Genomic DNA, 26,993 nt, shown 5'->3' on the forward strand with positions numbered 1-26,993 from the left:
TTATGTTGGCTAAACTGAACGCTTCTTTTACCCGCGCCATTGATCATCAGGATTTCGGTAAGCTGCTGTTACGCCTGACTTTTGGTATTCTCATTTTATTTCATGGCGTGGCTAAAATAGAAAACGGTGTCGGCTGGATTGCCCAGATGTTGCAGGCTGACGGTCTGCCTGGTTTTATCGCTTATGGCGCTTACATTGGCGAAGTGATTGCGCCGGTTCTGATTATCCTGGGTATTTTCACCCGCCCTGCTGCGCTGGTAATGGCCTTCAATATTTTAGTCGCTGTGTTCCTGGTCGTCGCCGGCAAGTTCTTTACCACCACAGAAGTCGGAGCCTGGGGTCTGGAAGGTGAAGCCATGTACTTCTTCGGCGGTATGGTGATCATGTTCCTGGGCAGTGGCCGTTATTCCGTTATGAAAAACGAAGCCTTGCGTTGACCGGTCTTTTTTTGCGTCATCCTGGCTGTTATTAAATCTGTGTCTGTCGCGGTCAGCTTCGTTGCTGGCCGTTTTTTTTTGCATTTTTCACCCTTCGTTTGATCTTCTTCACTCCCTGATTTTTTTAAACCTGTATTTTAGTTCTTACTGTTACAGTTCATTAACATCATTGAAGTGAATGATAATTAGGCGCATAATTATCATGCCAATTGATTGTTACTTGTGCTCTGTCTTGTTTTCGTCTGTCATTCCAGAGCGAACCTGACCTCATTTTTCGGTATTTTATGACTCCGGCACCTGAACCTGAAATCGCACCAGATCCTATAAACTGGAAACGTAATCTGTATGTCGCCTGGATTGGCTGCTTCCTGACCGGTGCCGCATTCAGCCTGATCATGCCGTTCCTGCCCTTGTATATAGAAACCCTCGGTGTCACCGGCCATGAATCCCTGAATATGTGGTCGGGGCTGGTTTTCAGTATTACTTTCCTGTTTTCTGCTATCGCTTCGCCTTTCTGGGGCGGACTCGCCGACCGTAAAGGCCGTAAGCTCATGCTGCTGCGTTCCGCGCTGGGCATGGCGATTGTTATGGTGCTGATGGGCTTCGCACAAAATATCTGGCAATTCCTGATCCTGCGTGCGCTCCTCGGGCTTCTTGGCGGATTCGTCCCTAATGCCAATGCGCTGATCGCCACCCAAATCCCGCGCAATAAAAGCGGCTGGGCGCTGGGCACGTTATCTACCGGTGCGGTCAGTGGCGCACTGATCGGCCCGCTGGTCGGAGGGTTACTCGCCGACAGCTACGGTTTGCGTCCGGTATTCTTCATCACCGCCTGCGTGTTATTCCTGTGTTTTCTGATGACGCTGTATTTCATCCGCGAGCAGTTCGTGCCGGTGAATAAAAAAGACATACTCAACCGTAAGCAAGTTTTTGCTTCGCTGAAAAACCCCAAGCTGGTGTTATGTCTTTTCGTCACTACGTTGATTATTCAGATTGCGACCGGCTCAATTGCGCCGATCCTGACGTTATATGTGCGTGAACTGGCGGGAAATACGCAAAATCTGGCGTTCATCAGTGGGATGATTGCGTCGGTACCTGGCGTGGCCGCGCTGATGAGTGCGCCCCGTTTGGGCAAACTTGGCGACCGGATTGGCCCGGAGCGAATTCTGGTGGCGATGCTGGCACTGTCAGTGTTGCTTCTGATCCCCATGGCTTTTGTCCAGACGCCATTACAACTCGGTATTTTGCGCTTTCTGCTGGGTGCCTGCGATGGCGCCCTGCTTCCCGCCGTGCAGACGCTGCTGATTTATAACTGTACCAATCAGGTTGCCGGACGCGTGTTCAGTTACAACCAGTCTTTCCGCGACGTCGGGAACGTCACGGGTCCTTTACTGGGCGCGGCGGTATCCGCCAGTTACGGCTTCCGTACGGTATTTTTCGTTACGGCGATGGTCGTGCTGTTCAATGCGGGATATTCGTACTGGTGTCTGCAACGCCGCCCTAAACAGGCCATTGCGGACTAGCGCCTGACTGGCGTCGCAAGGCTTGTACTGACGCTAGGCGCGCCAGTCACGCTGAGCCAGAACCACGCGATAACCATCAATATCCTCAAAGGTTTTACCGCATTCATCCCAGTAAGGATTAAACGATGGCGCGGCGATAAAGCCCGCTTTTGACATCAGCTCACACTGACTACGCCATTCCTCGTTATCCGGGATATAGAACACCAGGAGATTGTCCTGCGTCGGCGCCCGCCCAACTGATGTGCCGTGGTGATGCGTGAACTCCAGATGATAATGGTGATGCGGATGCCCTACCAGCACACCATCAAAGCCCTGATGATCGCTAAAACGGCCGATCTCCCCGAAACCCAGCCCCTCGCAATACATCCGCGCCAACGATTCAAGATTATCCGTCGGACGCGCCACCCGCATAACTGCCTGTCGTGAAACCATTTGTACCTTCTCTCTTTTTGTCCGATGAAAATCACCAGCAAGAAATTGAGAATAGCAGAAAAAAATCCGACTGATTTGGTCTGAAAACTTGCATCCTGCCAGTTATCGACAACAATCATTTAATCAGGTTTTTCACTGTCAGATGGTCGTTACTTGTTCATTAATAACGCTATTTGCTGCCCCCCTATTTTCCTTTCAATCCAGGAGACAACAATGAGCATGTACGCAACGCTTGAAGAAGCTATTGATGCCGCCCGCGAAGAATTTCTCGAAGCTGCGCAAGACAGGATCCATGGTGATGAGGAGCCCGTTCCGGATCAGTTCAACCTGCAAAAATACATCATGCAGGATGGCGATATCATGTGGCAGGCAGAATTTTTCACCGGTGAAGGCGAAGCTGTCGACGCACTGACTTTCCGCAGCGGCGCGGCAGCGCAGGCTATCTTTGACGAGGACTATGATCAGATAGAACTCGAAGAAGAGTGGGATGACGAAGCCACGTTATATGAATGGGATGAAGGCGAATTCCAGCACGAGCCGCAGCTTGATACCGAAGAAGGTGAAGCCGCAGCGGAAGAATGGGATGATGAAGACGAATATCCCGGCCGCGATATTGATTAAGGGCGCGGATTAAGACTCATTCATAAGGCCCGTGGCGGGCATCAATCGGCAACATAAAAGTGTCGACAATCATTGATAAAGGGACGTCAATGACGGTGACGTAACGCCACGGGCTGTCACGCAAATCCCACTGCACGCCGGGATAATACTGATTGCCATGTCCCTGCCCCGGAACGGTACGGCTGATAATACTGCCGCATCCGGCAAGCAGAGTGGTCAGTAAAGCCAGCACACATCCCCGTAAAACAACCCGTTTAATCACTCACACAACCTGTCGAATCAAATTAAAAGAAGCACGCTTTTTAGCGCAAAATTGCGCTCTGAGCTTAGCACGCGCGTGACACTTTCAATGTTAAGGGGAGGTAAAATTTACACCGTAATCCGCTAAAGATTACCTGTCTTCACGCATAAAGAAAACGGGCAGTATGTTTGCACATACTGCCCGTTTTTAGCCCTGCACTGTCAGTCAGGCGGGTTTTACTTCCAGCGTCTGCGTAACAGGGAACGCCTGTACGTTACGAGGCAGCTGGTTGTAGTATGCACCCCATGCCTGCTGATCCGGTTGTGTCCACACCGCAGAGTGTAAACGTGCCATCAGCACCGGATCACTCAGCAGAATCAGACGATCCGCTTTACCCAGATCCTTCGGACCAGTTTTCAGCGCATGTTCCAGATGAGCACGACGACCGTTTTCAACGGCATCACGCAGCAGGTGGCGGGACGTTGCCATCGCCGTTGCCAGTGCGTTGAAGCCCGGATCAAATACCGCGTGCATGAAGCCATTTTGCAGCTTACGTTCACGGTTCAGCGTCAGATATTCTTCAGTCGCTACCAGTTCACGCGGAGGATTGTACTCTTCCGGGATCAGGAACAGTTTGGCTCGTTTACTCTTAATCCCGAGCGTTGCACGGCTCGACAACACCGAAACAATCGGCGACAAGATCAGAGAGAAGACGATTGGCGCCAGCCACCACAGGAAACGCAAGTCCAGCCATGCCATACCGGCAGCCCAGACAGCACCCAGCAACAGCTGAGATCCGTGACGCTTGAAGGCTTCGCCCCATGGCGTGTCATCATCATCACGCTGCGGTGAGTTCCAGACCACTTCCCAGCCCAGGAACGCGCTGACCACGAAAACGGTGTGGAACAGCATACGTACCGGCGCAAGCAGCACCGAGAACAACATCTCGAGGAACATCGAAACCAGCAGACGGAATGCGCCGCCAAACTCTTTCGCGCCCTTTGCCCAGATCAGCACAATACTCAGCAGCTTCGGCAGGAACAGCAAGACCATGGTGGTCGAGAACAGGGCTATCGCCAGTTCAGGACGCCACTGCGGCCACACCGGGAACAACTGACGGGGTTGCAGGAAGTATTGCGGTTCCATCAGCGTATGAACGACCTGCAATGCGGTAGACAACGCGAGGAACGTAAACCACAACGGAGCAGAAAGATAAGACATCACGCCCGTCAGGAACACCGCACGGTGAACCGGGTGCATCCCTTTAACCAGGAACAGACGGAAGTTCATCAGGTTACCGTGACACCAGCGGCGGTCGCGTTTCAGCTCATCCAGCAGGTTTGGCGGTAACTCTTCGTAACTGCCCGGCAGATCATAGGCAATCCACACGCCCCAGCCTGCACGGCGCATCAGCGCGGCTTCCACAAAGTCATGAGACATGATGGAACCGGCAAATGAACCTTCACCTGGCAATGGCGCCAGCGCACAGTGTTCGATGAACGGCTTCACGCGGATAATCGCGTTGTGGCCCCAGTAGTGAGATTCGCCCAGCTGCCAGAAGTGCAGACCGGCGGTGAACAGCGGGCCGTATACGCGGGTCGCAAACTGCTGGCAACGCGCATACAGCGTATCCATACCTGATGCTTTTGGCGCAGACTGAATAATACCGGCGTTCGGGTTAGCATCCATCAGACGAGCCAGGCCGGTCAGACATTCACCGCTCATGACGCTGTCGGCATCGAGAATAACCATGTAGGCATATTCCCCGCCCCAGCGACGGCACCAGTCATCAATGTTTCCGCTTTTACGTTTCACACGACGGCGGCGACGGCGATAGAAAATACGCCCGTGACCTTCGACGTCACGGCACACTTCCATCCAGGCTTTTTGTTCCGCTACGCAGATATCAGGATCGTAACTATCGCTGAGCACGTAAATATCGAACTGATCCAGGTCACCCGTGGCTTTGACTGATTCATACGTTGCACGAAGACCCGCGAAAACGCGCTCCACGTCTTCGTTACAAATTGGCATGATCAGCGCAGTACGGTTGTTCGGATTCAGCGGCTCATTGCCTTTAGTCGATGCTGTAATGCTGTATTTGTCACGACCGATGAGCAATTGCAAAAAGCCCATCAGTGCGGTCCAGAAACCGGCCGAAACCCAGCAGAACAGAATCGCAAACAGCACCAGAATTCCGGTCTGTAAGACATAAGGCAGCAATTGCAGAACCGACTGTTGCCAGTCCTGATTCAGCATATCGCTTGGGTCGATGAGCGCCCAGCCCTGATAAGGCAGGATAGTTTTCATGTACCAGGTAGCGATCGCCGTTTGAACCAGCATCAGGATAAGCAGGATATAACGACGAACAGAACCGGCATGACGCCAGCGCTTTTCCGACTCAGGCATTTCTGAGGCACGATGGCGGGAAGCCGCACTACGCCCCATCAGGTTATCCCAGAAGCGACCGACCGGGTTGGTGCGCCAGACATCAGGGAACATGCTGGAGCGTTTAACCGGTGGCATCGCGCTGGCGATGGTACGGCCTTCATTATCGACTTCGTCCAGAGAACCCTTCTCCCGGGCGTCTGGCCAGCTTGCGCTGACGCGTGCTTTGACTGACACCAAAGGGGCATCAGGATCCGCAGCATCAACGATGGCCGACACATCACCGCCTAAGCGGTGATGGACGGTTGCAAAAGCCTGCTCTTCAGCAACGGGAAGCTGCTGAGTGAGCGCCGCTTTCTGTTCATCAGTAAGCGGCAAAGCTTCTACATAATCTTGAGTAGAGTGCGTTGACTTATTCATTTGCAGGCAGCTGATAGCTCCAGGTTTCACTCAGAGTTTTGTCGCCATTGGCCAGAGAAGCGCGCATTTCGATCGCTTTCTTCGGATCCTTCACTTTAAGGCGCAGCGTCAGACGCCAGCCTTTAGTGACAGGATTATAGCGGACGGAGTTTTCAACCAGATCACCGTTGTCACCAACGCTGACCTGAGACGCCACCGGCGTATCGCTCTTCAGTGCTTTCAGATTTGGACCGACGAAATCAATCAGGAAAGCAACACTGCCATCTGGCTCACGGATCAGGTTCGACTGTTTCACATCACCGGTAGAACGCATTGTCCGTTCAACCCACGCCAGATCAGGAGAATGTAATTTCTCCTCTTCACGGGTGAAGTGTAGACGATAGTTCAGACTCAGCGGTTTGCCTGCATCAGGCAATTGCTCCGGCGTCCAGAAAGCAACGATGTTGTCATTGGTTTCATCAGCCGTCGGAATTTCGACCAGCTCAACTTTACCTTTGCCCCAGTCGCCTTTGGTCTCAATCCAACCGCTCGGACGCAAGTCGTAACGATCGTCCAAATCTTCGAAGTTGGAGAAGCTGCGACCACGTTGCAGCAGACCGAAGCCTTTCGGGTTTTCCATTGAGAACTGGCTAACCGCAAGGTGTTTCGGATTGTTCAGCGGACGCCAGATCCATTCACCGTTACCGGCGTGAATCGACAGACCGTTGGAATCATGCAGCGCCGGACGGTAGTTCAGTACCGGTGAAGGCTGATTGGCGCCAAACAGGAACATACTGGTTAATGGTGCCACACCCAGCTTGCCCACTTTGTCGCGCAGATAAACCTGAGACTGCACATCCACCGTCGCTTCTTTACCCGGATAAACGTCCAGACGGTAAGCACCGGTTGCACGTGGAGAATCCAGCAACGCATAAATGACTAAATGTTTTTCATCCGGATTTGGACGCTCGATCCAGAATTCACGGAAACGCGGGAATTCTTCGCCGGAAGCCAGTGCCGTGTCGATTGCCAGACCACGGGCGGACAAGCCATAAACCTGACCTTTACCGATCACGCGGAAGTAGCTGGCACCCAGCACACTCATAATTTCATCATCTTTGTCGGCTTTATTGATCGGGTAAAGCACTTTAAAGCCGGCAAAGCCGAGGTTTTTCACTGAGTCAGCGTCATGTTTGACGTTGCCAAAGTTGAAGTAGTCCGGGCTGTATTTGATTTCTTTAACTGAGTTCGCCGTCACTTCGTTGATTTTAACCGGCGTATCGAAGTACATACCCTGATGATAAAACTCAAGCTTGAAAGGCGTATTCAGGTTTTTCCAGTACGCTTTATCATGATTGAATTGAATTTGTTGGTAATCTGCGAATTTGAGATCGCGGAACTGAGACGGAAGATTGCTTTTCGGCGCTTCGTAACCTTTATCGGCTAATGCCTTCGCTTGTTTGGCAACATCATCTATAGAAAAAGCCCAGGCAGATGAGGTGAACATGGTCATCAACACTGCGGCACTTAGCAAACGGACTTTGATCATACGTGACCCTATGGAAAAATTTTTATCCGACACCTTGTCTCCTTTACGCGCGCTTAACTCGTTAACTGTAACTATTTTAAGGGAAGTGTCAGGTTTCCGACAACTTGAGCAGTCGATGGTTCAGCCATTGATGAACCGTTTAAGCGCGACAGGGTACAAGGATATCAATTCGTTGAAACTCCGGCTATGGAAACTTGTCCTATAACAAAGCATGTTTTAAGGTTAGAAACTAAACTAATGTCAACGAAGGTCATTTTTGCTTACGGGTAAAATTAGGCCTAAAGACAAATCACGCTCTAAAATTAGGATGAGCTCTCTACCACGGATACGTAATGAAAGAACAAAAACCTCAACGTGAGTTCTTCTTAGACTCAATCCGCGCATATTTGATGCTGCTGGGTATTCCTTTCCATATATCATTGATTTACTCCAGCCATATCTGGGCGGTAAACAGTGCAATACCTTCTCACGGCCTGACAATATTCAATGATGTCATTCACGCCTTCCGGATGCAGGTATTCTTTGTTATCTCAGGGTATTTTTCTTATATGCTCTATGAGCGCTACAATCCCCAGCAATGGCTAAAGGTACGTCTGGAGCGTGTCGCCATCCCGCTGGCGGCGGCCTTCCCGCTCATCACTATTCCGCAGTTGTATTTCCTGATGAAATTTACCGATAAATTCTCCGGCTGGGACAGCATGGGTTTTTATCAGAAAATTAATACCACCGTCTGGGAACTGGTCTCTCATTTATGGTTCCTGTTAACGTTAGTTATTCTTACCAGTATTTGTTTTTACCTGTTCAAATTCATTAAAGAAATTAAGAGTAGTCGTATTCAAATTATTAAAAGCCGTACAAACAGCTTAGGAAAACTCTCAATTATATTTTTGTTCATCGGATTAATTTACGCGGCATTTAACAGAAGCCTGTATCTTTTTGCACCCGAGCTACTGTCGAACGGTGCTTTTAATTTCATCGTTATGCAGACGTTGTTTTATCTGCCATTTTTCATCATCGGTGCGTTTGCTTATAAATTCTCCTGGCTTAAAGAGTTGTTCCTGAAACCTTCGGCAACAGCGGGCGTGGTCAGCATCTTCCTGTTCGTGGCTTACATGTTCAATCAGCATGTGAATACCCCGCAGCTTTATTCGATGGAAATTGATGCCATCATCACTACCCTGCTGGGCATCCTGATGGTTAACGTGGTGTTCTCGTTCAGCCATTATCTGCTGAATTTCCAGGCGCCATGGATAACCTATCTGGTGAATTCATCGCTGTTCATCTATCTGATCCACCATCCGTTAACGCTGATTTACGGTGCATTTATTACGCCGAAAATTCACAGCGACTGGCTGGGCTTCTTCCTGGGACTGGTGTTTGTGTTCGGTATCGCGTTCTTCCTTTATGAGGTTCACAAACGCATCCCGATCCTGCGTTTCCTGTTCTCAGGTAAACCGCAGCATCCGGCAAAGAAAAACGCATCTGAGCCAACGCCTCCCCAAAATCAGGCATCCTGATCCCTTTTGCGGAGCGGACATAAAGAAAAGGCGGCCCTGCTGATGCAGAGCCGCCTTTTTAATTGCTGAGCCGGCGCTTTATCAGCGCGCTGTCTGAATCGACGGGATCACCGACATCCCCACTTTCAGACGACGGGCATCAGGCTGATGCGCATCCAGCACAATTTTCACGGCCAGCCGCTGCACAACTTTAGTGTAATTCCCTGTCGCGTTATCAGGTGAAATCGGTGAAAACGTCACGCCGGTTGCCGGCGAGATACTGTCCACTTTACCTTTCAGCACCACGCCCGGCAGCGCATCGACTTTAATTTCTACCGGCTGCCCGGTATGCACATCACCCAGTTGAGTTTCCAGGTAGTTCGCCACAATATACGCGTCCCTGAGTGGCACAATCGCCAGAACGCGTGTGCCTGCGCTGACATATCCGCCAATACGCAAAGAGCGCTGGCCGACGATGCCATCCACTGGCGCAGTAATTTCAGTATAAGAAAGGTTCAGTTGAGCCTGCGCCAGCGCTGTCGCCGCTGAATCGATTCCGGCTTTTGCCTGCGCCTGCTGTGCTTTCAGGACATCCACCTGCTTTTCAGCACCCAGTGCCGCGGCTATATCACTTTGCTGCGACGCCAGTTTCGCACGTAAATTGGCATCGGATTCGTCACGTGCATCGGCAGTGCCAGAGCCATTTTGCAGCAGTCTTTTGTAGCGATCCGCACTCTGGCGCGCATAGGCAATGCTTGCAGCATCCGAATTCACCAGTGCCTGCGCCTGCAAAATAGTTTGTTGCTGCTTAGCCAGTTGTGCAGTCAGGCTGAGCATCTGCGCATTGGCTGTTTCCAGATTAGCTTCCGCAGTCTGCACGGCATTGCGGTAATCCCGGTCGTCTATTTTTGCCAGCACATCCCCCGCCTTCACGCTCTGGTTGTCCTGCACATAGACCTCGGCGATAGTGCCAGAAATCCGCGGAGCGACCAGCGTGGAATCAGCAGAAACAAAGGCATCATCGGTAACAGGCCTTGAGTTGCCGCTGAGGATCCAGAAAGCGACGACCGCCAGAATAATCACCACCACAGCGGCAATCAGCCAGCTCAGGCGAACGGATGAGGTTTTAGTCATGATTCTTTTCTCTCGTTTTTTTTATAGTGAATTCAAATAGTCAGGTGATGCTGCATTCAGGGGCGTCTAACCAGCGACTGAGGCGGATAAGTTCGTTTCGGCAAAACGGCGGCCAGCAAAACCAGAAACAGTGCCAGCACGATGATGACCATATAGGTGTCGGATATCCCCAGCACCAGCGCCTGTCGCTTCACGCCTTTGGAAAACTGAGCAAGGACCTCTGTCGAAATCGCTGCACCTGTGCTGTTCAGCGGCGCTAAAAAAGTGCTGTCACCGGCATAAGGCTGGGACAGCAGATAACTCACACTGCCGGCATGATTAAGTAAAATGTTGGAATGGAATTGTTCACGATGGCTGACAAAAACGGCCACAAGGGAGCCGCCCATGACACTGCCCAGCCCGCGGGTAGTGTTGAACATCGCTGACGCAAAAGGCCCTTCCTGAGGCTGAACCACGCTGGTGGCGCTCATCAGAATTGGCAGCACCGCCATCGGTTGTCCGAAAGCCTGCATTATCTGGATCAAATAAAAGTTTTCGCGCGACCAGACACCGGTGATCTGCATTCCCAGAAAACAGGACAAACCCACCAGCCCTAACCCGCAAGCCAGCACCCAGCGACTGTCTATCCAGCGCATGGTCAGCACGAAGGCCACCAGCGGTGCGAGCAATAATTGCGGCAAACCTATTGTCAGCGCCAGCGGACCGACCTGCACCGCGCGGAATCCGCCAGCTTGCTCCATATAGCTGGCAGGCAATGCCGAGCCGGATAAGAAGAGAAACATCAGCGCGAAGAGCGTGATCAGGCCATGTGCCAGATTATGCCGACGCAACATCTGTAATTTGAAAAGAGGCAACGGATGGTGCCATTCGTTTACCAGGAAAAGTATCAGCAAACCAAGTGCGCCAAAAAACATCAGCGTGATAAGAGGAGAGTTGAACCAGTCCAGCCTCTCACCCTGCTGCAGCGCCAGCACTAACAAAGTAATTCCGGCGGGCCCGGTCAGCATTCCCACGGTATCCATCTGTTTAAACCGTTCAAGCCGCAACGGATCCTGCGGCAGACCGTAAGCAACCATGGCGAAGGCCAGAAGACACGGCGGGATCACCTGCCAGAATACCCATTCCCAGCCAACGTAATCCGTCCAGATTGCCGCCAGTGAAGTGGCCATATTGGGTCCGAATGTCGCCGTCAGCGCATAGGCACTCAGCCCGAATAACTTGAGGTGCGGTGGCATAAAACGCAGTGCCGCAGTCATCAGCAACGGCGGCAACGCACCGCCAAAAATCCCCTGCACAGCACGCAGTGCGATAAATACGGGCAAATTGGGGGAATAAGGCAGAACCGCAGCCAGAACCAGAAAGCCCGTCGTGACAAACAGAGTGAAACGACGCAGCGAAAACGTCATAGCAAACCACGGTGCCAGCATCATGGCTGATACTTCCGCAGCCTGATAAGCACCAATCAGCCAGGAACCCTGATCCGAACTGATACTCAATGCGCCACGCACATCCGCGAGCGCGATATCAGTGACACGGTCGTTAAGACCTGAACACAGCGAGGCGATTAATACGCCGATTAGCCCGATCACCAGCCTCAGGGTGAAAGGCTGCGGAACAGGCATCGTGGCGGCAGGTGCCGCCGTGACTGACTGATTCATAGATTCATCAACTCGTTAACTTCACCGCTTTATGGGTGCGGTGAGAGGAAAAGGCAGGTTTTGTACCGTATGAGGTTCAAACATCGGGTGGATCACATATATTTCGATGCAATGCACCACATTGCGATACAAGAGGAAATACTATAATACGGTGCAGTGTATTGCAATGTGATTAAAAATTGTTTTTCATCCGATGAGCTATTACATTGACCACTCAGGATCCAGATTGGGATCACCGGTGGGTGAAAAGGAGAAATGATGGCTCAGGACATTCCGGCAGACGAAGAACGCAGCAGTGGGATCCAAGTTATCTCGCGCGCAGCGACCATTCTCAATGCACTGGGAAAACACCCGCAGGGCATGAGTCTTGGCGCAATTGCCAATGAGGTAGACCTGCCCCGTTCGACCGTGCAACGCATCGTCGCAGCGCTGGCCGAAGAAGGTTTAGTGCGCTCAGAAGGCAGCGGCGGCGTGCGTTTAGGCCCGACGCTGCTGAAACTGGTTTCCACCGTGCATACTGATGTGATTGCCATCGCCTCCCCTTTCCTGCGTCAGCTTTGCGATATCACGCAGGAAACTGTTTCACTTGGGCGTGCGAGTGGGCGCCAGATTGCCAATATTCACAGCATCGTGGCTGAGCGGGAATTACGCGTCGTTCCCCGGGTCGGTTTGAATCTGCCGATATACAGCACGTCCGGCGGCCGCGCCCTGCTGTCGCTGAAAACGGATGAAGAAATCCGCATTCTGGTGGGCGAGGTTCTGGAACCGGCAACCGAAAATACTGTACGCACATTTGATTCCCTGCTGGAAAGAGTTGCCGCTGTGCGTGAAAGCGGAATCGCGATGGAAGAAGGCGAAACGGTCAGCGGCGTCACCACCCTTGCCGTGGCAATAGATACCATTCTGGGGCGGTATTCCGTCTCCGTACTTTTCCCGACGGCCCGACGCGCAGCCAAAGAGTCACAAATCCGCGAAGCCTTGCTGGAATGCAAAACCGCCCTGATTGGTGAAATCGGCAAGCTGGGAGAGAACAAATAACAGCGCTAAAAATGTATAAAGGAGTTCCAGTGTTTGATGTCATTTTGTTAGCTGTGGACGGATCAAAGCAGTCGCCTTTTGTCACAAATCTTGCCTGTCAGCTGGCTAAAGGCCAGCCTTCTACCGTTTATGTTACCTGTTGTATTGATGAGTCTTATGCTCTGGAAGACAACGGAGATGAACCAGGTGAGATTGTTGATTATCCGCCGGCAGAAGCAGAGCAAAACACCGCCCGGGCTGTCGTTGGTCAGGCCATGGCAACGCTAAAGCAGGCGGGTATCCATGCCAAAGGTAATCTGATTGTCGGGCCTGCGGGTGAAGCGCTGGTGGCAGAGGCCGCAAGGATCAATGCTTTCGTGATTGTTATCGGCCACCGCCAGCTTTCCGCTTTTGGTCGCATGATGAAAGGCTCGGTCAGCGCCGACGTGATCGAAGGTTCGCCCTGCCCGGTGCTGGTTGAAGTCCGGGGCAATTAAGCCTGTAGTTATAAACCTATAGTTAGAAACCTGTAGTTAGAAACTTGTAATGATTAACTCATCGTTATAAAAGCAAAAAGCGCCAGACGGCGCTTTTCATTATTCACAAAGAAAATAAGTGCTTAGCAAAAGTATTACTTGGTATTTATCAGCCCCATCGATTTTGCCCATTCACTGATATGATCCCGGTAAAAGAAAGTGATATCCAGTTCCAGCGAGCTTTCTTTCGACGGCGTTACTGAGCCTAAACATGGATATTCCTGTGGCCGGTATTCAAAGAGAAAATCATCCATTTCCTCATCGGTCAGCAGTTTATCCCCCTCCATATCATCTTGATAAAAATAGGCATTCAGCATCCAGACCCGGTACTCATAATCATTTTTAATAAATTGCATAGGGATAATCTCGGTAAAAGACCTATTGCGTACCTGAAAAAAATTCTCCCTAAAGTGCAGTTATCAAGTGCAGCTATGACATCAGGCACGCGTCGCGTTCGAGCCATCCATTGCTGATTTCATATAACAAGAAATTAACATATCAGTGGCCTTTGGCAAGCAGCAATTACTCTGAAAAATTCATTTCATGAACATTTAGTTATTAAATAGCAGGATTTTTAAATTAAATATAATTTAAACAAATAGATTAAATTTTATTATTAATGACGTGATTAATTCAGAAGAAACATTTCAATAAAGAGAGGATAATTGCGAGAAGAAGTGAGAGGAACAGAACTGACATTGGGGATGCCTTCGCATCGCCACTGCCAACCCTGTTCCCTAAATTTGTTTTACTGCGTTAACCTGACTGTCTGATACCCGTTACCAGCGTCCCGGAGGCGGACCTTCGCGCCAGTGCCCCGGAGGACCATCGCGCCAGTAGCCTGGTGGCGGGCCTTCATGCCAGTGCTCGTGATGCCAGTAATGCGGCGGCGGCGGCGGCGGCGGAGCTGGCTCGTAATACACCCAGTGACCACGCCCTTCATCACGATAATGATGATCCCACCAGCCTGGCGGACGCCAGTCACCTCCATCCCAGTAGTACCCGCGGTTGTCACGATCGCCGATGTGCAGTGACAGGCCAGGCATATTAACTCCGAGCTCGACGTCTGCCTGTGCGATAGCTGGCAAAGTTAGCAAAACGGCGAGAACTAAAATCAATTTTTTCATTGAGAACCTCACGACCTGCTTATCAGGTGGTGACAAAGTACCGCCAGCTATCTTCCTGTTCTATAGGAATTTATCCCAAAAAAAATGCCTTAACGCTACCCTTACATTTGCGTCAAAACGCCACTGCGGATAACCGGTTGCAACGCTATGTCAGCAAAGGATATTCAGCAAAAAATCGGCAAAGAGAAAGAAATGACAGATACAAAAAAACCGCCGAAGCGGTTTTCTGTTTGCTGCATAGTTGTACAAAATCAGATTTTGCAACCTTCGCAGTCACTTTCGTCCTGAACGGCTTCAGGCACTTCCGCTGCTTTTTCAGCCGCTTTGACTTCAGCGGTTTCCAGTGCAGCATCAATGTCAAAATCAAAAATATCGTCGCTCATTCTCATCACCTTAATTGTTCGAAATCGGCCTAAGTATAACGACCCGCCTCGGTTGATGCCGGTTTTTTTGTGCCCTGAAGGCGTACTAAAGGCTACAGACACGCCACAAAAACCCGCAGGATTTGCATAAACACCTTTCGGAAACCATAGTTATAGTGAATACAACGGTGTCACGGAGACACTTTTTGCTGAAAAATACGAGGAGAACCGGATGACGACGTCAAACATCAAAGCCTGGGCAAATACCCGTGAAACGTCTCACGAAATCGCTGAGGCTATTTTCGAACTGGCTAAAAACGACGAGAAGCTGGCGCAGAAAATTTGGGAAGAAGGAAACGATGAGGTTCTGCCTATCGCCTTCGCTAAAACCAAGGACGACTATCTGTTCTGGGGCGAAGAGAAAATCGACCGGAAAAACGTCTGATTACGTCAGGCCTATACTGGTAAGAGTATACCGGTAACAGGAAGCCCTGAGTCCCGCTCAGGGTTTTCGCATGAGTATCCCACAGCCTTCAGCTGTCGAAACCAAATCCCATTTTATGCGCCCACTCAAAGATTTGCTCTTTGTAAAAGAAGCGCGGCTCACAGACGCCCGGCTCTCCCGGCGTCTGGATCATGACAGCTACACACGGATAAGCCACCGGGCGCGCATCAAAGATAAAGTCATCCACTTCCTGATCGGCAAACTCAGAGGTCTCGCCTACCGCACTCGCCTGGAATATTTCATCCATAATCCATTTACGGTATTCAAATTCATTGTTGATAAATTTCATCATGCACCTCTGTTCGGCTTTAACTCTACATGCGGACAGTGCCAGGTAAAATCAACCGTGTAAGGCATCACCGCCACAGCAGGGGCATACTTCGGCGCGGGAAACTGACATTTCAGCGCTGCCGTCGCTGTCCCATTCAACGCGTAAAGGTTTGCCATTATCGCATTCAGCTTTAATGAAGCGATCAAAATGCGTCGCCTGCCCGGTCATCGTTTCAGTCAGCAGCAATTCGTCCCCGGCATAAATGCGTGCGGTCGCCTGAGCATCTTGTTTCTCGCCCGAAATGATTTTGTGCAGATGATGAATAGTCAGTTTGATACGTTCCACAGTCGCTCCTGTCACGGCTCAACATCTTTTTCGCTTGTCGGATTCATTCACGAAAATGATGCCCAGCCGCTATTTTATCAGAGCATGCAGGGTAACGTCATGGCCTGTGGCCATGTTTACACGCGGAATTAATGAGCTAACTGTGCTGTTCCGGTGGGATCCGGCAGCTGTTGTTGTTCGAGACGAGCCAGATCGTACACATCGTAAAAATCGACAAAACCTTTATGGCTGACGATCGACTGAATGCGATTTTTGATCCGTGCGCTTACGCTGTCGGAACTGAGGATTTGTTGCACGGCATCCGAAGATAATTCTCGGCTGAAATACCATTCACCGTTGTAGCAGACGCGTAAGTCCAGCACGCCGATATCTTCATAGCGATAAACCGGTTTGATTTCCAGCAGTAACATTGCCGACATGAAGACAAGAAACGCGGTGAACCCGATGAACCAACCGATGCCCATGTAAGGCGAAACGTACATCACGATGCCCACCGCGATATACCCCACCAGCATGGCCAGACATAACCAGGGGTGATTCACAAAAAATTCTGCGTTAATGCGTGGTTTCCCGTCGCGCCCTTCCTGATGGTTGATACGATCAATTTCACTGTTTAATACACTTTTGATTACGTCCATCTCATTTCCTCATTGCGTCACGACTATAATGCAATCTGATAGGTGAATTTTATCATGACAACTGTTATAGCGCGTAGAGCAGTTGCCGGGAGTTAAACGGCAAACTGTTATAGTTTGGCATTTGCGTCATCCCAAAAGGAACCCACTCTCTGCATGTCAGATAAAAGGAGATCATCGTGGCATTACTAATCGTAGAAAGACCGGCGAAAAAGCTGGTGAGCTACCGGGTTGTTGGCCCTTATAAGGAGTCAATCCATCACGGCTTTCAGCACCTGACAAAATGGGTTGCACGGCACCATCAGCCGCAAAAAGAATGGCTGACGTGGTTTCACGATAACCCGGATACAACGCCTGCGGAAGCTTTGCGTGCTGATCCTTCGGTGTGCGTTGCGGATAACTTTATTCTTGATGATGCCGAAGGGTTGACGTTGCAAACGCTGCCCGGTGGCACTTATGCGGCATACCACACCACGATAACAGATGAGAATTTCGAGAAAGCCTGGCGTGAGTTTTACAGCCAGCTGCTCGCCAGCAGTCATTACCGTCCGGATGGTAAAGCCTGTTTTGAGCACTATCTCAGTGATGGCTCAAAAAATGGCATCTGGGAAGTGGTGCTGTATCAGTCGGTGGAGAAAATCCCGCCGATACGTTAGATGCTTAAACCAGCAACGGGATGTCAGACTGGTCGCAAAAATCGATATAAGCCTGTGGTGGCTCAGCGTCGCTGACCACCACATTAAAACGGGCAAGAGGTGCGATTGCAGCCGGTCGCACCTGATCGAACTTGCTGCTGTCAGCCACCAGAATGCTTTGCGCAGAACGTTCAATAGCCTGATGTTTCATCAGCAGCTCATCAAAGTTGAAGCACGTCACGCCATGCTCAATGCTCACACCGGCTGCGGAAATGAACGCTTTCGAGGGCCGGATAAAATCCAGTTCACTGCTGCGTCCTATCGGCGTGAAGATACTGTTGCTGGATTTGAACGCTCCGCCGCACAAAATAACCTCGCAGTGCGGTTTTTCCTGCAACGCCAGAAACGTATTCAGGGAATAGCAAATAGCGGTAAATACACAGTCTTCGGCAATTTTTTCAATCACATAAGGCATAGTCGTGCCGCAATCGAAAAATACAGTATCGTTATTCTGGATGAGGCTGGCAGCACGCGAAGCAAGTCGTCGCTTTTCTTCTATCTGCCGCATTTTCTGTTCACTGACAAAATAATGCGTGGCCGGGCTATTTTTGGGATCCATAACGATGTAACCGCCCAGCAAAATGACCGGAGCGGGGGCGGAATTCAGGTCACGGCGGATCGTCATTTCGGAAACATCGAGCAGCAACGACGCTTCTTTCAGATGAATTTTGTCGGTTTTTTTTAAAGCCAGTAACAGACGCTGGATCCTGTCTTCACGCTTACTTTCCATGATGTTATCTCACGCCCTTACCGTTTCGCAGCCGCTCACTATACCGTTGCCCGGCACTCACCGCAAACCCCTGCAACGCCTCAATTTATTGCAACTGACGCAGCGTCAGATAGCCGTCAAAAACCGCACCGGTATCAATGTAAAACTGATTAGCAAACTGCATCGCGGATTCCACCGGCGTATGGCCGAAAAAGAACTCTTCAGCACCAGAAATGGGTTTGTAACGCCCTGCCAGAGCGAAGTTAACGCGATCCCGGTTCCAGATAATCTCATACCCATCCAGAGGCTTGCCGAAAACATAATCATCGGAAATATAATCCGCGTGAGCGACCACAATAAGCTTGCCTTCACGGGTGGTCAGTTCAAGAACGTGTGGCAACTTATCAGCCTGAAGAATAAGTGATTTTGCTTCCTCCTGTTTGTCGCCTTCCAGTGCATAAAACCAGTCGCCACCGTTGCGCAGCCAGCGGGGGATATTTTCTTCATTCACTGCATCAATAGCCATTTGTTCATGATTGCCCCGGACACAGGAAAACCAGGACTCATTCAACAGTCTCAGGCATCCCACACTGTCAGGCCCGCGGTCGGCGAGATCTCCGACTGACAGCAATAAATCCCGATGCGGGTCGAAAGCTACTCTCGCCAGCTGCTCTTCAAGCAGGCTCAGGCAGCCGTGTAAATCCCCGACGATATAAATATGTCTGTAAACCGAACCATCGATACGCTGGTATAAAGCGGAAGTCATATGAAGCCAGGATCCATAGGAGAAGTGAATCTTTTAAGTGTAACGCAGGAAGGTGAAGTGAGAAGCACGGAAGTGAAATGAACAGTATGAAGAAAACCGGCGGTCACTTTTCCCAAGGCATCAGCGGTTTGTGGGCTCTCTACACTGAGTTGGCGCTGAAATCCACTGATAATTAAATTATCGTTAAGTAACTGGCGCCTTTTTGTGCTAGACTACTGCCCGCTCTAAGTAAAACCGGAGGTTTTATGAGTTCCACAGTTGTAAGCGCTCAAGACGAGTGTCCGTTGTGCCAAAGCACGAATAAGACGTCGGTCAATATGTCCGCAAAAATTGTTACTGTGACCTGCACATCTTGTGGCCGGTACAGTATCTTCCGTAAAACCATGGAAGAGATCTCAATTGACCGTAAGAAACGCGTTGCCCTGCAGGCGTTTTTCACCAGCCAGCCTAACTACCACCTGCCTTTATCTATCAGGGCACTGAGCAATACTGAATCACCGGGTGAATTCTGACCCTAAAAACGCCCCTCGGGGCTGTTTTACTATCTGATTTTCTTCATTCTTTTTACCCATAACCAACATTCTGTTCAGAAATAAAACTCTGACTGCGGCTCTTTGCGCGAAGGATGTTATTGAAGAAACACTTAAGGCCCCCTGTTGCAGGTGGCCTTTTTTATTGCGCCTTTTTTTGTGGCAACAGATTTGTGGCAACAGAATGTGTTGTATCAGAGGGATGCAGCGGGAAGTGCCTGAATTGCAGACATAAAAAAACCACCCGAAGGTGGCTATAACGACATTACTACTATATTGCTTTTGATTATTCTTTGCATTTTCCCATGGTACCCGGGACGAGACTTGAACTCGTACAGCCTAAGGCCGAGGGATTTTAAATCCCTTGTGTCTACCGATTCCACCACCCGGGCTCCGGGAAAATTGGAGGCGCGTTCCGGAGTCGAACCGGACTAGGCGGATTTGCAATCCGCTACATAACCGCTTTGTTAACGCGCCTTAAATCTTATTACTTGTCTTGCACTTAAACCAATTCACGAACCAGTTTAATAAAATTTGGAGCGGGAAACGAGACTCGAACTCGCGACCCCGACCTTGGCAAGGTCGTGCTCTACCAACTGAGCTATTCCCGCTTTAATCAGAACGTACTGATTTTTTTAACTAATCTTCTGGCATAAGACCGGCTGCCTTCCGATGCGTTGCATTCTACTGACCTGACGGATTGAGTCAATAAAATTATCGCTTCTGGCGATCGTTTGACGTTTTTTACGTCAGTTTGATCAGGGTTCCAGCAAATCGTGGCGCGCAGCGTTGAGATATTGGAACATTGACCAGAAAGTCAGCACCGCAGCAATGTACAACGCCACGACACCCACGCCCACAACAATCGCATCCGGACGCCATAATAACGCGACCAGCGACAGCATTTGCGCTGTGGTTTTCACTTTACCAATCCACGATACCGCCACACTGCTGCGTTTACCAATTTCAGCCATCCATTCACGCAATGCTGAAATGATAATTTCACGGGCAATCATGGTCGCAGCAGGTAACGTAATCCACCAGGAGTGGAAATACTCCGCCACCAGCACCAGCGCAATCGCCACCATCACTTTGTCGGCAACGGGATCAAGAAACGCACCGAAGCGGGTCGTCTGCTTCAGACGACGTGCCAGATAACCATCAAACCAGTCAGTCGCGGCGGCAAAAACGAAGATCAACGCACAAGCCAGCGGTGCCCATGGATAAGGCAGGTAAAAGGCCAGCACGAAGAACGGTATCAGTACAACGCGAAACAGGGTAAGGCACGTAGGTATATTAAATTGCATAGCGAAGGTAACTGTTTGTCCGGTGTGGATATTATGAGTATGTTGCTACAACGCCCTTAGTGTTTCAACGCATTATGAATCTTTTCTGCCAATGCGATAGAAATACCCGGTACCTGTGCAATTTCCTCTACGCTGGCATTCAGTAATGGCTGAATGCCTCCCATGTATTTCAGTAAAACCTGACGCCGTTTCGGCCCGACGCCTTCGATTTCTTCCAGTGCGCTGGTGGTGCGGACTTTAGCGCGTCTCTGCCGGTGACCTGTAATGGCGTGATTATGTGAATCATCGCGAATATGCTGAATAACATGCAGAGCCGGAGAATCTGCCGGTAACGCAATCCCCTCGCCTTCTGGCACAAAGAACAGCGTTTCCAGTCCGGCTTTGCGATCCGCACCCTTGGCGATACCAATCAGCAACGGTTTGGATTTATCCCACTCCACATTCAGTGAATTGAACACATCCAGCGCCATGCCAAGCTGCCCTTTACCGCCATCGATAAAGATGACATCCGGGATTTTATTATCATCCAGCGCTTTACCATAGCGGCGCTGCAACACCTGTGCCATCGCAGCGTAGTCATCGCCGGGCGTAATACCGGTGATGTTATAGCGCCGGTATTCAGAACGCACCGGACCATTGCCATCGAAAACCACACAAGATGCGACCGTCTGCTCGCCCATAGTATGGCTGATGTCGAAGCATTCCATGCGGTTAATTTCAGCAAGGTGCAGGGTTTTTGCCAGCTCCGCCAGCCGCTGATGGATTGTCGACTGCTGCGCCAGCTTGGTCGTCAGGGCTGTTGAAGCATTGGTGCGCGCCAGTTTCAGATAACGTGCACGATCGCCGCGCGGTTTACTCTGTATTTGCACTTTGCGCCCGGCCAGCTCGCTAAGCGATTCGGCCAGCAGATCTTTTTCCGCCAGACTGAAGTCCAGCAAGATTTCACCGGGAAGTGTCCGCTGCTGGCTGCCCTGCAGATAAAATTGCCCGACAAACGTTTGTACCACTTCACCAAGATCAGTACCGCCCGGCACTTTCGGATAATAGCTGCGGCTGCCCAGCACTTTGCCCTGCCGGATAAACAATACGTGCAGACAGGCCATACCGGATTCGAAGGCCACGCCGATGACATCCAGATCTTCACTGTTACCGGACACGAACTGACGTTCGGTTACGCGGCGCACGGCCTGGATCTGATCTCTTATCCGACCGGCATCTTCGAATCGAAGCGATTTGCTGGCTTCTTCCATGCGGTTAACAAGCTGGGTGACCACCTGCTGATCTTTACCGGACAAGAACAGGCGAACATAGTCCACCTGGTCTTTATAATCTTCTTCACTCACCAGTCCTTTGACGCACGGCCCCAGGCAACGGCCAATCTGATATTGCAGACAAGGACGCGAGCGGTTGCTGTAAACACTGTTTTCGCACTGGCGGATCGGGAAAAGTTTTTGCAGCAACGCCAGGGTTTCACGCACGGCATAAGAGTTCGGGAAAGGCCCGAAATACTCGCCTTTGGCGTGTTTTGCACCGCGGTGAACCGTAATTCTTGGATGATTATCCGCGCTGAGGAAAATCAGCGGGTAAGACTTATCATCACGTAACAAGACGTTGTAACGTGGCTGATACAGCTTGATGTAGTTATGCTCGAGGAGCAGCGCTTCCGTTTCCGTATGCGTAACGGTGACATCGATTTGCGCAATATTTTTGACCAGAGTTTCTGTCTTGCGGCTGGAAACCTGGACACGGAAATAGCTCGAAAGACGTTTTTTAAGGTCTTTGGCTTTACCTACGTAGATTACGGTGCCGCTGGCGTCATACATCCTGTAGACGCCGGGCTGGCTGGTGACCGTTTTCAGAAAGGCCTTGGGGTCGAAACGCTCATCACTCACTGCCTGATAAAGTCTCCGTGTTGAACAAACCGTGTCGAATAGCCAAATGGGTTAACTCAACATCGCCGCTGATATTTAATTTACTAAACATCCTATAACGATAACTGTTAACGGTCTTCGGACTCAAGTTCAGTTGTTCTGAAATTTCATTCACTTTTTGTCCCTTGGTAATCATCAGCATGATTTGTAATTCACGCTCAGATAAGGAATCAAACGGTGTTTCAGACTGCGGTTCTATCTGGCTCAGTGCCATTTGCTGTGCAATATCAGACGCAATATAACGCTGACCAGAATCGACCAGACGAATCGCATTGACCACTTCCTGTGGTGCAGCACCTTTGCTCAGATAACCTGACGCCCCCGCCTGCATCACTTTGGCCGGCAACGGGTTTTCAGTATAAATCGTTAACATGATGATCTTGATATCCGGGGAGAAACGAACGATTTTTTTCGTCGCTTCCAGCCCACCAATACCTGGCATGTTCATATCCATCAGGACAATATCAACATCATTGGTACGACACCATTTGACGGCATCTTCACCGCATTGCGCCTCACCAACAACTTTGATGCCTTTGATATCTTCAAGAATGCGTCGGATCCCTGCGCGCACCAGTTCGTGGTCATCAACAAGAAGAACGCTAATCAAAGAGAATTCTCCAAAAAATAAGGGCAACACACCGTCAGGGTCTTCAGGCCAGTCTTACGTATTCCAACGCGGCGAACATTAATATTGTTCTCAGACAGCGTATAAATGAAGAGAAGGTGGCAATTAGAGGCCAGCATCAACTAACTCGTCCCACTGCATGTCAAGGCAGTGTTTTTAAATCAGGAAGACACAGTTATTTATTATAGCCCGCGTATTTTACTCTAACATGCCTTCCTGACCAAGGAGTGTCTGCAAAAAACTACTTTGCTGAATGTAAATGAGAAATGCCATCACCTGTATTAATAATTTATAAAAAAGTCTTTTTAATCAAGGCTCAACTGGCAGACTTTCTCCTGTCTTTTTTTCAGCAAAAAAATAATGCCAGCTGTCTTCTGGGGCTTAAAATCCATTGTTAGCAAGGCTGGCTATTTAACCGCCAGCAAACCTCATTCATATATATCTGATATGGCCGATGATTATTTGCGATCGCACGAATTGCTGATGGATTATATGAATAAATCTGCACGTGGAGATGAAATGCTCTCAACCGGCAATAATGTTTAGTATTCTTTACTCTGTGTACAAAAGCGCTATATGTTTATATCCAATTAACGCATTGCCAGCGCCGACACCGGCGATGCACTAAAACCTGCCAACTATGCTAAAATGCCGCCACTTTCCACCCGGCGCGAACGGGTGAGTTCATTTTTAGCCCCACTTTTCTGCCCTTTAGAATTCGGCGTGCTGCCTGGCAGCCAGCCTGAGGAGATATAAATAATGAGTAATTGCGATTTTACGACTGAAGCGAACGTTGAAACACTGGCGACCGAAGTTGCCTGCCTGAAAGCCACACTGACCCTGATCCTCAAAGCCATCGGTCAGGCTGATGCGGGTAAAGTCATGCTGAACATGGAGCGTTTTGTTGCGCAGATGGAAGACGAGCAACAGGCTGAAGTCTTCAAAAACTCCCTGCAACAAATTAAGTTCGCATACCGCCAGTAATGTATTCAGGAGTCTGTCGTCCGACAGGCTCTGCCTTTCCCCCGGTAATCCCCTGCACTTTCTGCCCCCCATTTTCTGCTGCAACTTTCTGCTATAATCAGACCCTGAATTCATTTAACGAGGATCACAGCATGAGCGACGAAAAGAACAAAGAAAACAAAAGCAAAGCCGATGATGTCCATGTCAGTGACGGCTTGGGAGAACTGCTGGAAGTTTCGGAACAACTGACTGAAGAAGAAATTCAGAAAGCGGCAGAAGAAGCGAAACAAGCCGTTGAAGATGCCAAGAACCAAAAACATCATTGATCCATGCAGCACAATTTCCTTGCTCCTCACCAGGCGATAGCGCCCCTGGCTATCGATTACCAGCATGGCGACAGTGAGCCCGCGCACAGCCACAGCTGTTCACAACTGATTCATACTTTATCCGGCGTGGTGGAAGTGCATACCACGCTCGGAACCTGGATAGTGCCACCCGGACGCGGCGTCTGGTTGCCCGCTTACGTCGAGCACAGCCTGCGTTTTATCGGTGGCGTCAAAGCCCGCACCCTGTTTGTTGAGCCTCTGGCCCGTGCAGATTTGCCCGCACAATGTCAGGTGGTGCAAATCTCGCCCTTGTTGCGCGAACTGATCCTCACCTCGCTGACCGTTCCGGTCGATTACCTCCCCGGCGGTCGCGACGAACGCATTATGGAGCTTTTGCTTGACGAATTACGTCTGTTGCCGAGCTTACCGCTTCATCTTCCGGAACCGAAAGAGCCGGAGCTTCTGATACTGACTCAGCAGATCCGGGCAGACTTGTGTTCATCCTGGGAGCTGGAAGACGTCGCACAACGTCTGGGGATCAGTAGCCGCACCCTCTCGCGCCGTTTTCAGCGTGAAACAGGATTACGTTTTAGTGACTGGGTACGTCAGGCGAAATTACTCGAAGCACTGAATCAGCTGGCGGCTGGCGGGTCAGTGATTGATGTGGCGCTGGCACTCGGCTATGACAGCCCGAGTGCCTTTAGTGCGATGTTCCGCCGTTTACTGGGCGTTTCACCCAGCGAATACTTTAATCAAACAAACTAATCAGACAAGTTAATAAGCCATATTAATCTGCCATAATCGCGCTGGCTGCATTAAACAACGCCTGCAAAGACGCGCTGGAAACATCGCTGTCGATCCCCACGCCGTAACAGGTTTCCCCCGGACGCCCCTGACAGCTCAGATAGGCTACCGCACGGCTGTGACTCTGATGCCCCAGCGTATGCTCATGATAATCGCCGATCTCCAGTTGCACGTCGAAACTGCGACGCAATGCATCAGCTGCGCCGGAAAGCAGACCATTGCCGCTGCCAGAAATATGCTGTTCTTCATTGCGATAACGGATCCGCGCGCTGAAATGACAGACGTTTTGTTCATCACTGCGGATGTCATAACCCAGCAGTTTGATCGCCGGTTGTTCAGTTAAACCATAACGCTGGCGGAACAGACGCCAGATATCACTGGTGCTCATTTCTTTGCCATGCGTATCAGTCTCGCGCTGCACGGCTTTGCTGAAGTCAATCTGCAAGCCACGTGGCAATTTCAGACCGTGGTTTTGCTCAAGCAGCCACGCCGCCCCGCTTTTCCCTGACTGACTGTTGACGCGAATGACCGCTTCGTAGCTGCAACCGACATCCGCAGGATCCAGCGGCAGGTACGGCACGCGCCAGTACGGGCTATCTGAGGCTTTCTGTGCCGCAAATCCTTTCTTGATAGCGTCCTGATGCGAACCGGAAAACGCTGTAAAGACCAGTTCCCCCGCATACGGATGGCGCGGATGCACCGGCAACTGATTGCACTCTTCCACCGCTTCCACAATGGCCTGCAAATTACTGAAATCCAGTTCAGGTGCAACACCCTGCGTATAGAGATTCAACGCCAGCGTGACGAGATCCACGTTACCGGTACGTTCACCGTTTCCGAACAAACACCCTTCCACGCGATCTGCACCCGCCAGCATGGCCAGTTCGGCACACGCCACACCGGTGCCGCGGTCATTGTGAGGATGCACGCTGATGGAAACCTGCGGGCGGCGGCTGAAATGACGGCAGAACCATTCAATCTGATCGGCATAAATATTCGGTGTACTGACTTCCACAGTGGCCGGTAAATTAATGATCATCGGTCTTTGCGCGCCCGGCTCCCAGACATCCGCCACGGCTTCACACACTTCCAGCGCAAACTCCAGTTCTGTAAAACAGAAAGTTTCCGGTGAATATTCGAACGTCCAGTCGGTTTGCGAATATTGTTCGCAAAGCTGGCGGATCTGCTGCGCGCCGCGCACGGCCAGTTCGCAGGTTGCAGCCTGGTCCTGATTGAAAACAACTTCGCGGAAAACCGGCGCGGTAGCGTTGTATAAATGCACGATAGCGCGTGGCACGTCTTTCAGAGCTTCAAAGGTGCGCGCAATCAGATCAGGACGTGATGGCGTCAGAACCTGGATCACCACGTCATCAGGGATCAGCTTGTCTTCAATCAGCCCACGAACAAAATCAAAATCGGTTTGCGATGCCGACGGGAATGCGACTTCAATCTGCTTAAAACCACACTTAATCAGCAAATCGAAAAACTGACGTTTACGCGCATTATCCATGGGTTCCGCCAGCGCCTGATTACCGTCGCGTAAATCACTTGAGCACCATTGTGGTGCCGCACTGAGCACATTTCCCGGCCACTGCCGGTCAGGCAAATTGACCTGCGGGAAGGGGCGATATTTCTGCGACGGGTCGTTTAACATACGA

At 50.5% G+C, this 26,993-nt stretch carries 31 protein-coding genes and 3 tRNA genes; 13 read left to right on the forward strand and 21 right to left on the reverse strand.

Going from position 1 to position 26,993, the window contains the following annotated elements; translation table 11 throughout:
• The first annotated feature begins 2 nt into the window (after nucleotides 1-2).
• Together ACJY2G_RS20270 and mdtG are read left to right on the forward strand one after the other, a co-directional pair.
• A complete protein-coding gene (locus ACJY2G_RS20270; protein ID WP_430319053.1) occupies nucleotides 3-437 on the forward strand; it encodes a DoxX family protein in 435 nt (144 codons plus the stop codon).
• 284 nt (nucleotides 438-721) lie between these two features.
• Entirely contained in the window at nucleotides 722-1,960 is a 1,239-nt protein-coding gene (gene mdtG / locus ACJY2G_RS20275; RefSeq protein WP_430319052.1) for a multidrug efflux MFS transporter MdtG, read from the forward strand.
• 33 nt (nucleotides 1,961-1,993) lie between these two features.
• Here the strand turns inward: mdtG and ACJY2G_RS20280 are convergent, their stop codons facing one another.
• The gene (locus ACJY2G_RS20280; protein WP_430319051.1) at nucleotides 1,994-2,392 is read right to left on the reverse strand and encodes a VOC family protein; all 399 of its coding nucleotides are present in this window, start codon (nucleotides 2,390-2,392) and stop codon (nucleotides 1,994-1,996) included.
• Between the two features lie 213 nt (nucleotides 2,393-2,605).
• Here ACJY2G_RS20280 and ACJY2G_RS20285 point away from each other — a divergent pair, with 213 nt between their 5' ends.
• The gene (locus ACJY2G_RS20285; protein WP_112291168.1) at nucleotides 2,606-3,013 is read left to right on the forward strand and encodes a MysB family protein; all 408 of its coding nucleotides are present in this window, start codon (nucleotides 2,606-2,608) and stop codon (nucleotides 3,011-3,013) included.
• Nucleotides 3,014-3,029: 16 nt separating this feature from the next.
• Here the strand turns inward: ACJY2G_RS20285 and ACJY2G_RS20290 are convergent, their stop codons facing one another.
• From ACJY2G_RS20290 to ACJY2G_RS20300, 3 genes are all read right to left on the reverse strand, one after another.
• Nucleotides 3,030-3,275: a YceK/YidQ family lipoprotein gene (locus ACJY2G_RS20290; RefSeq protein WP_112291169.1), complete on the reverse strand. Its 246-nt coding sequence runs from the start codon at nucleotides 3,273-3,275 to the stop codon at nucleotides 3,030-3,032.
• Between the two features lie 204 nt (nucleotides 3,276-3,479).
• Nucleotides 3,480-6,062 carry a glucans biosynthesis glucosyltransferase MdoH gene (gene mdoH / locus ACJY2G_RS20295; RefSeq protein WP_430319050.1) on the reverse strand — a complete coding sequence of 861 codons (2,583 nt, stop codon included), beginning with the start codon at nucleotides 6,060-6,062 and terminating at the stop codon, nucleotides 3,480-3,482.
• Nucleotides 6,055-7,590: a glucan biosynthesis protein G gene (locus ACJY2G_RS20300; RefSeq protein ID WP_430319049.1), complete on the reverse strand. Its 1,536-nt coding sequence runs from the start codon at nucleotides 7,588-7,590 to the stop codon at nucleotides 6,055-6,057. Before ACJY2G_RS20300 ends, mdoH begins: the two co-directional genes overlap by 8 nt.
• Nucleotides 7,591-7,922: 332 nt before the next feature.
• Here ACJY2G_RS20300 and mdoC point away from each other — a divergent pair, with 332 nt between their 5' ends.
• Nucleotides 7,923-9,107, forward strand: coding sequence for a glucans biosynthesis protein MdoC (mdoC, locus tag ACJY2G_RS20305; protein ID WP_430319048.1), 1,185 nt, complete (start codon nucleotides 7,923-7,925; stop codon nucleotides 9,105-9,107).
• Nucleotides 9,108-9,188: 81 nt separating this feature from the next.
• Here mdoC and ACJY2G_RS20310 read toward each other — a convergent pair whose 3' ends face one another.
• Nucleotides 9,189-10,220, reverse strand: a complete 1,032-nt coding sequence (locus ACJY2G_RS20310; protein WP_430319047.1) for an HlyD family secretion protein — start codon at nucleotides 10,218-10,220, stop codon at nucleotides 9,189-9,191.
• Nucleotides 10,221-10,276: 56 nt separating this feature from the next.
• A complete protein-coding gene (locus ACJY2G_RS20315) occupies nucleotides 10,277-11,878 on the reverse strand; it encodes an MFS transporter (protein WP_430319046.1) in 1,602 nt (533 codons plus the stop codon).
• Between the two features lie 258 nt (nucleotides 11,879-12,136).
• Here ACJY2G_RS20315 and ACJY2G_RS20320 point away from each other — a divergent pair, with 258 nt between their 5' ends.
• Together ACJY2G_RS20320 and ACJY2G_RS20325 are read left to right on the forward strand one after the other, a co-directional pair.
• On the forward strand, nucleotides 12,137-12,916 hold the full coding sequence (locus ACJY2G_RS20320; protein WP_430319045.1) for an IclR family transcriptional regulator: 780 nt from the start codon (nucleotides 12,137-12,139) through the stop codon (nucleotides 12,914-12,916).
• Nucleotides 12,917-12,945: 29 nt separating this feature from the next.
• Nucleotides 12,946-13,392 carry a universal stress protein gene (locus tag ACJY2G_RS20325; protein ID WP_430319044.1) on the forward strand — a complete coding sequence of 149 codons (447 nt, stop codon included), beginning with the start codon at nucleotides 12,946-12,948 and terminating at the stop codon, nucleotides 13,390-13,392.
• 134 nt (nucleotides 13,393-13,526) lie between these two features.
• Here the strand turns inward: ACJY2G_RS20325 and ACJY2G_RS20330 are convergent, their stop codons facing one another.
• The 3 genes from ACJY2G_RS20330 to ACJY2G_RS20340 all read right to left on the reverse strand — a co-directional run bounded on the left by ACJY2G_RS20330 (nucleotide 13,527) and on the right by ACJY2G_RS20340 (nucleotide 14,941).
• Nucleotides 13,527-13,787 (reverse strand): hypothetical protein, encoded by a 261-nt coding sequence (locus tag ACJY2G_RS20330; protein ID WP_120160579.1) that lies wholly within the window; start codon nucleotides 13,785-13,787, stop codon nucleotides 13,527-13,529.
• 423 nt (nucleotides 13,788-14,210) lie between these two features.
• Nucleotides 14,211-14,558: a DUF2502 domain-containing protein gene (locus ACJY2G_RS20335; RefSeq protein WP_430319043.1), complete on the reverse strand. Its 348-nt coding sequence runs from the start codon at nucleotides 14,556-14,558 to the stop codon at nucleotides 14,211-14,213.
• Between the two features lie 251 nt (nucleotides 14,559-14,809).
• Entirely contained in the window at nucleotides 14,810-14,941 is a 132-nt protein-coding gene (locus ACJY2G_RS20340) for a hypothetical protein (protein ID WP_013576285.1), read from the reverse strand.
• 211 nt (nucleotides 14,942-15,152) lie between these two features.
• Between ACJY2G_RS20340 and ACJY2G_RS20345 the strand changes: the two genes are divergently transcribed.
• Nucleotides 15,153-15,365, forward strand: coding sequence for a YccJ family protein (locus ACJY2G_RS20345; RefSeq protein WP_095921306.1), 213 nt, complete (start codon nucleotides 15,153-15,155; stop codon nucleotides 15,363-15,365).
• Between the two features lie 88 nt (nucleotides 15,366-15,453).
• On the opposite strand, the gene ACJY2G_RS20350 is transcribed toward ACJY2G_RS20345, so the two are convergent.
• From ACJY2G_RS20350 to ACJY2G_RS20360, 3 genes are all read right to left on the reverse strand, one after another.
• Nucleotides 15,454-15,717, reverse strand: coding sequence for a hypothetical protein (locus ACJY2G_RS20350; protein WP_232829968.1), 264 nt, complete (start codon nucleotides 15,715-15,717; stop codon nucleotides 15,454-15,456).
• 48 nt (nucleotides 15,718-15,765) lie between these two features.
• Entirely contained in the window at nucleotides 15,766-16,041 is a 276-nt protein-coding gene (locus tag ACJY2G_RS20355; RefSeq protein WP_120160575.1) for a hypothetical protein, read from the reverse strand.
• A gap of 128 nt (nucleotides 16,042-16,169) precedes the next feature.
• Nucleotides 16,170-16,679 carry a YlaC family protein gene (locus tag ACJY2G_RS20360; protein ID WP_120160573.1) on the reverse strand — a complete coding sequence of 170 codons (510 nt, stop codon included), beginning with the start codon at nucleotides 16,677-16,679 and terminating at the stop codon, nucleotides 16,170-16,172.
• Nucleotides 16,680-16,855: 176 nt separating this feature from the next.
• Here ACJY2G_RS20360 and ACJY2G_RS20365 point away from each other — a divergent pair, with 176 nt between their 5' ends.
• Nucleotides 16,856-17,332 carry a GyrI-like domain-containing protein gene (locus tag ACJY2G_RS20365; RefSeq protein ID WP_112291188.1) on the forward strand — a complete coding sequence of 159 codons (477 nt, stop codon included), beginning with the start codon at nucleotides 16,856-16,858 and terminating at the stop codon, nucleotides 17,330-17,332.
• 4 nt (nucleotides 17,333-17,336) lie between these two features.
• On the opposite strand, the gene deoR is transcribed toward ACJY2G_RS20365, so the two are convergent.
• Both deoR and ACJY2G_RS20375 read right to left on the reverse strand, forming a co-directional pair.
• Nucleotides 17,337-18,101, reverse strand: coding sequence for a DNA-binding transcriptional repressor DeoR (deoR, locus tag ACJY2G_RS20370; RefSeq protein ID WP_120160571.1), 765 nt, complete (start codon nucleotides 18,099-18,101; stop codon nucleotides 17,337-17,339).
• Between the two features lie 85 nt (nucleotides 18,102-18,186).
• Nucleotides 18,187-18,846 (reverse strand): metallophosphoesterase, encoded by a 660-nt coding sequence (locus ACJY2G_RS20375; protein WP_430319042.1) that lies wholly within the window; start codon nucleotides 18,844-18,846, stop codon nucleotides 18,187-18,189.
• Nucleotides 18,847-19,091: 245 nt separating this feature from the next.
• Between ACJY2G_RS20375 and ACJY2G_RS20380 the strand changes: the two genes are divergently transcribed.
• On the forward strand, nucleotides 19,092-19,358 hold the full coding sequence (locus tag ACJY2G_RS20380) for a hypothetical protein (RefSeq protein WP_112291193.1): 267 nt from the start codon (nucleotides 19,092-19,094) through the stop codon (nucleotides 19,356-19,358).
• A gap of 324 nt (nucleotides 19,359-19,682) precedes the next feature.
• Here the strand turns inward: ACJY2G_RS20380 and ACJY2G_RS20385 are convergent.
• The 6 genes from ACJY2G_RS20385 to uvrY form a co-directional block, all read right to left on the reverse strand.
• A tRNA-Leu gene (locus tag ACJY2G_RS20385) sits at nucleotides 19,683-19,768 on the reverse strand.
• Between the two features lie 11 nt (nucleotides 19,769-19,779).
• Nucleotides 19,780-19,853: transfer RNA gene (locus ACJY2G_RS20390), tRNA-Cys, on the reverse strand.
• Between the two features lie 58 nt (nucleotides 19,854-19,911).
• Nucleotides 19,912-19,987: transfer RNA gene (locus tag ACJY2G_RS20395), tRNA-Gly, on the reverse strand.
• Nucleotides 19,988-20,134: 147 nt separating this feature from the next.
• Nucleotides 20,135-20,683, reverse strand: a complete 549-nt coding sequence (gene pgsA, locus ACJY2G_RS20400; RefSeq protein WP_101077248.1) for a CDP-diacylglycerol--glycerol-3-phosphate 3-phosphatidyltransferase — start codon at nucleotides 20,681-20,683, stop codon at nucleotides 20,135-20,137.
• 56 nt (nucleotides 20,684-20,739) lie between these two features.
• Nucleotides 20,740-22,575: an excinuclease ABC subunit UvrC gene (uvrC, locus tag ACJY2G_RS20405; protein WP_120160568.1), complete on the reverse strand. Its 1,836-nt coding sequence runs from the start codon at nucleotides 22,573-22,575 to the stop codon at nucleotides 20,740-20,742.
• Entirely contained in the window at nucleotides 22,568-23,224 is a 657-nt protein-coding gene (gene uvrY / locus ACJY2G_RS20410) for a UvrY/SirA/GacA family response regulator transcription factor (RefSeq protein ID WP_013576296.1), read from the reverse strand. Before uvrY ends, uvrC begins: the two co-directional genes overlap by 8 nt.
• A gap of 378 nt (nucleotides 23,225-23,602) precedes the next feature.
• Between uvrY and ACJY2G_RS20415 the strand changes: the two genes are divergently transcribed.
• The 4 genes from ACJY2G_RS20415 (at nucleotide 23,603) to ACJY2G_RS20430 (ending at nucleotide 25,296) form a co-directional block, all read left to right on the forward strand.
• Nucleotides 23,603-23,788 (forward strand): hypothetical protein, encoded by a 186-nt coding sequence (locus ACJY2G_RS20415; protein WP_430319041.1) that lies wholly within the window; start codon nucleotides 23,603-23,605, stop codon nucleotides 23,786-23,788.
• A gap of 213 nt (nucleotides 23,789-24,001) precedes the next feature.
• Nucleotides 24,002-24,226, forward strand: coding sequence for a DUF2594 family protein (locus ACJY2G_RS20420; RefSeq protein ID WP_015697982.1), 225 nt, complete (start codon nucleotides 24,002-24,004; stop codon nucleotides 24,224-24,226).
• A gap of 131 nt (nucleotides 24,227-24,357) precedes the next feature.
• Nucleotides 24,358-24,531 carry a hypothetical protein gene (locus ACJY2G_RS20425; protein ID WP_430319040.1) on the forward strand — a complete coding sequence of 58 codons (174 nt, stop codon included), beginning with the start codon at nucleotides 24,358-24,360 and terminating at the stop codon, nucleotides 24,529-24,531.
• A 3-nt stretch (nucleotides 24,532-24,534) separates the two neighbouring features.
• Entirely contained in the window at nucleotides 24,535-25,296 is a 762-nt protein-coding gene (locus ACJY2G_RS20430) for an AraC family transcriptional regulator (protein WP_430319039.1), read from the forward strand.
• A gap of 22 nt (nucleotides 25,297-25,318) precedes the next feature.
• Here the strand turns inward: ACJY2G_RS20430 and leuA are convergent, their stop codons facing one another.
• Nucleotides 25,319-26,989 (reverse strand): 2-isopropylmalate synthase, encoded by a 1,671-nt coding sequence (leuA, locus tag ACJY2G_RS20435; RefSeq protein WP_430319038.1) that lies wholly within the window; start codon nucleotides 26,987-26,989, stop codon nucleotides 25,319-25,321.
• Nucleotides 26,990-26,993 lie beyond the last annotated feature (4 nt).

Source organism: Rahnella sp. ATs2, from assembly GCF_051851855.1.
Lineage (GTDB): Bacteria > Pseudomonadota > Gammaproteobacteria > Enterobacterales > Enterobacteriaceae > Rahnella > Rahnella variigena.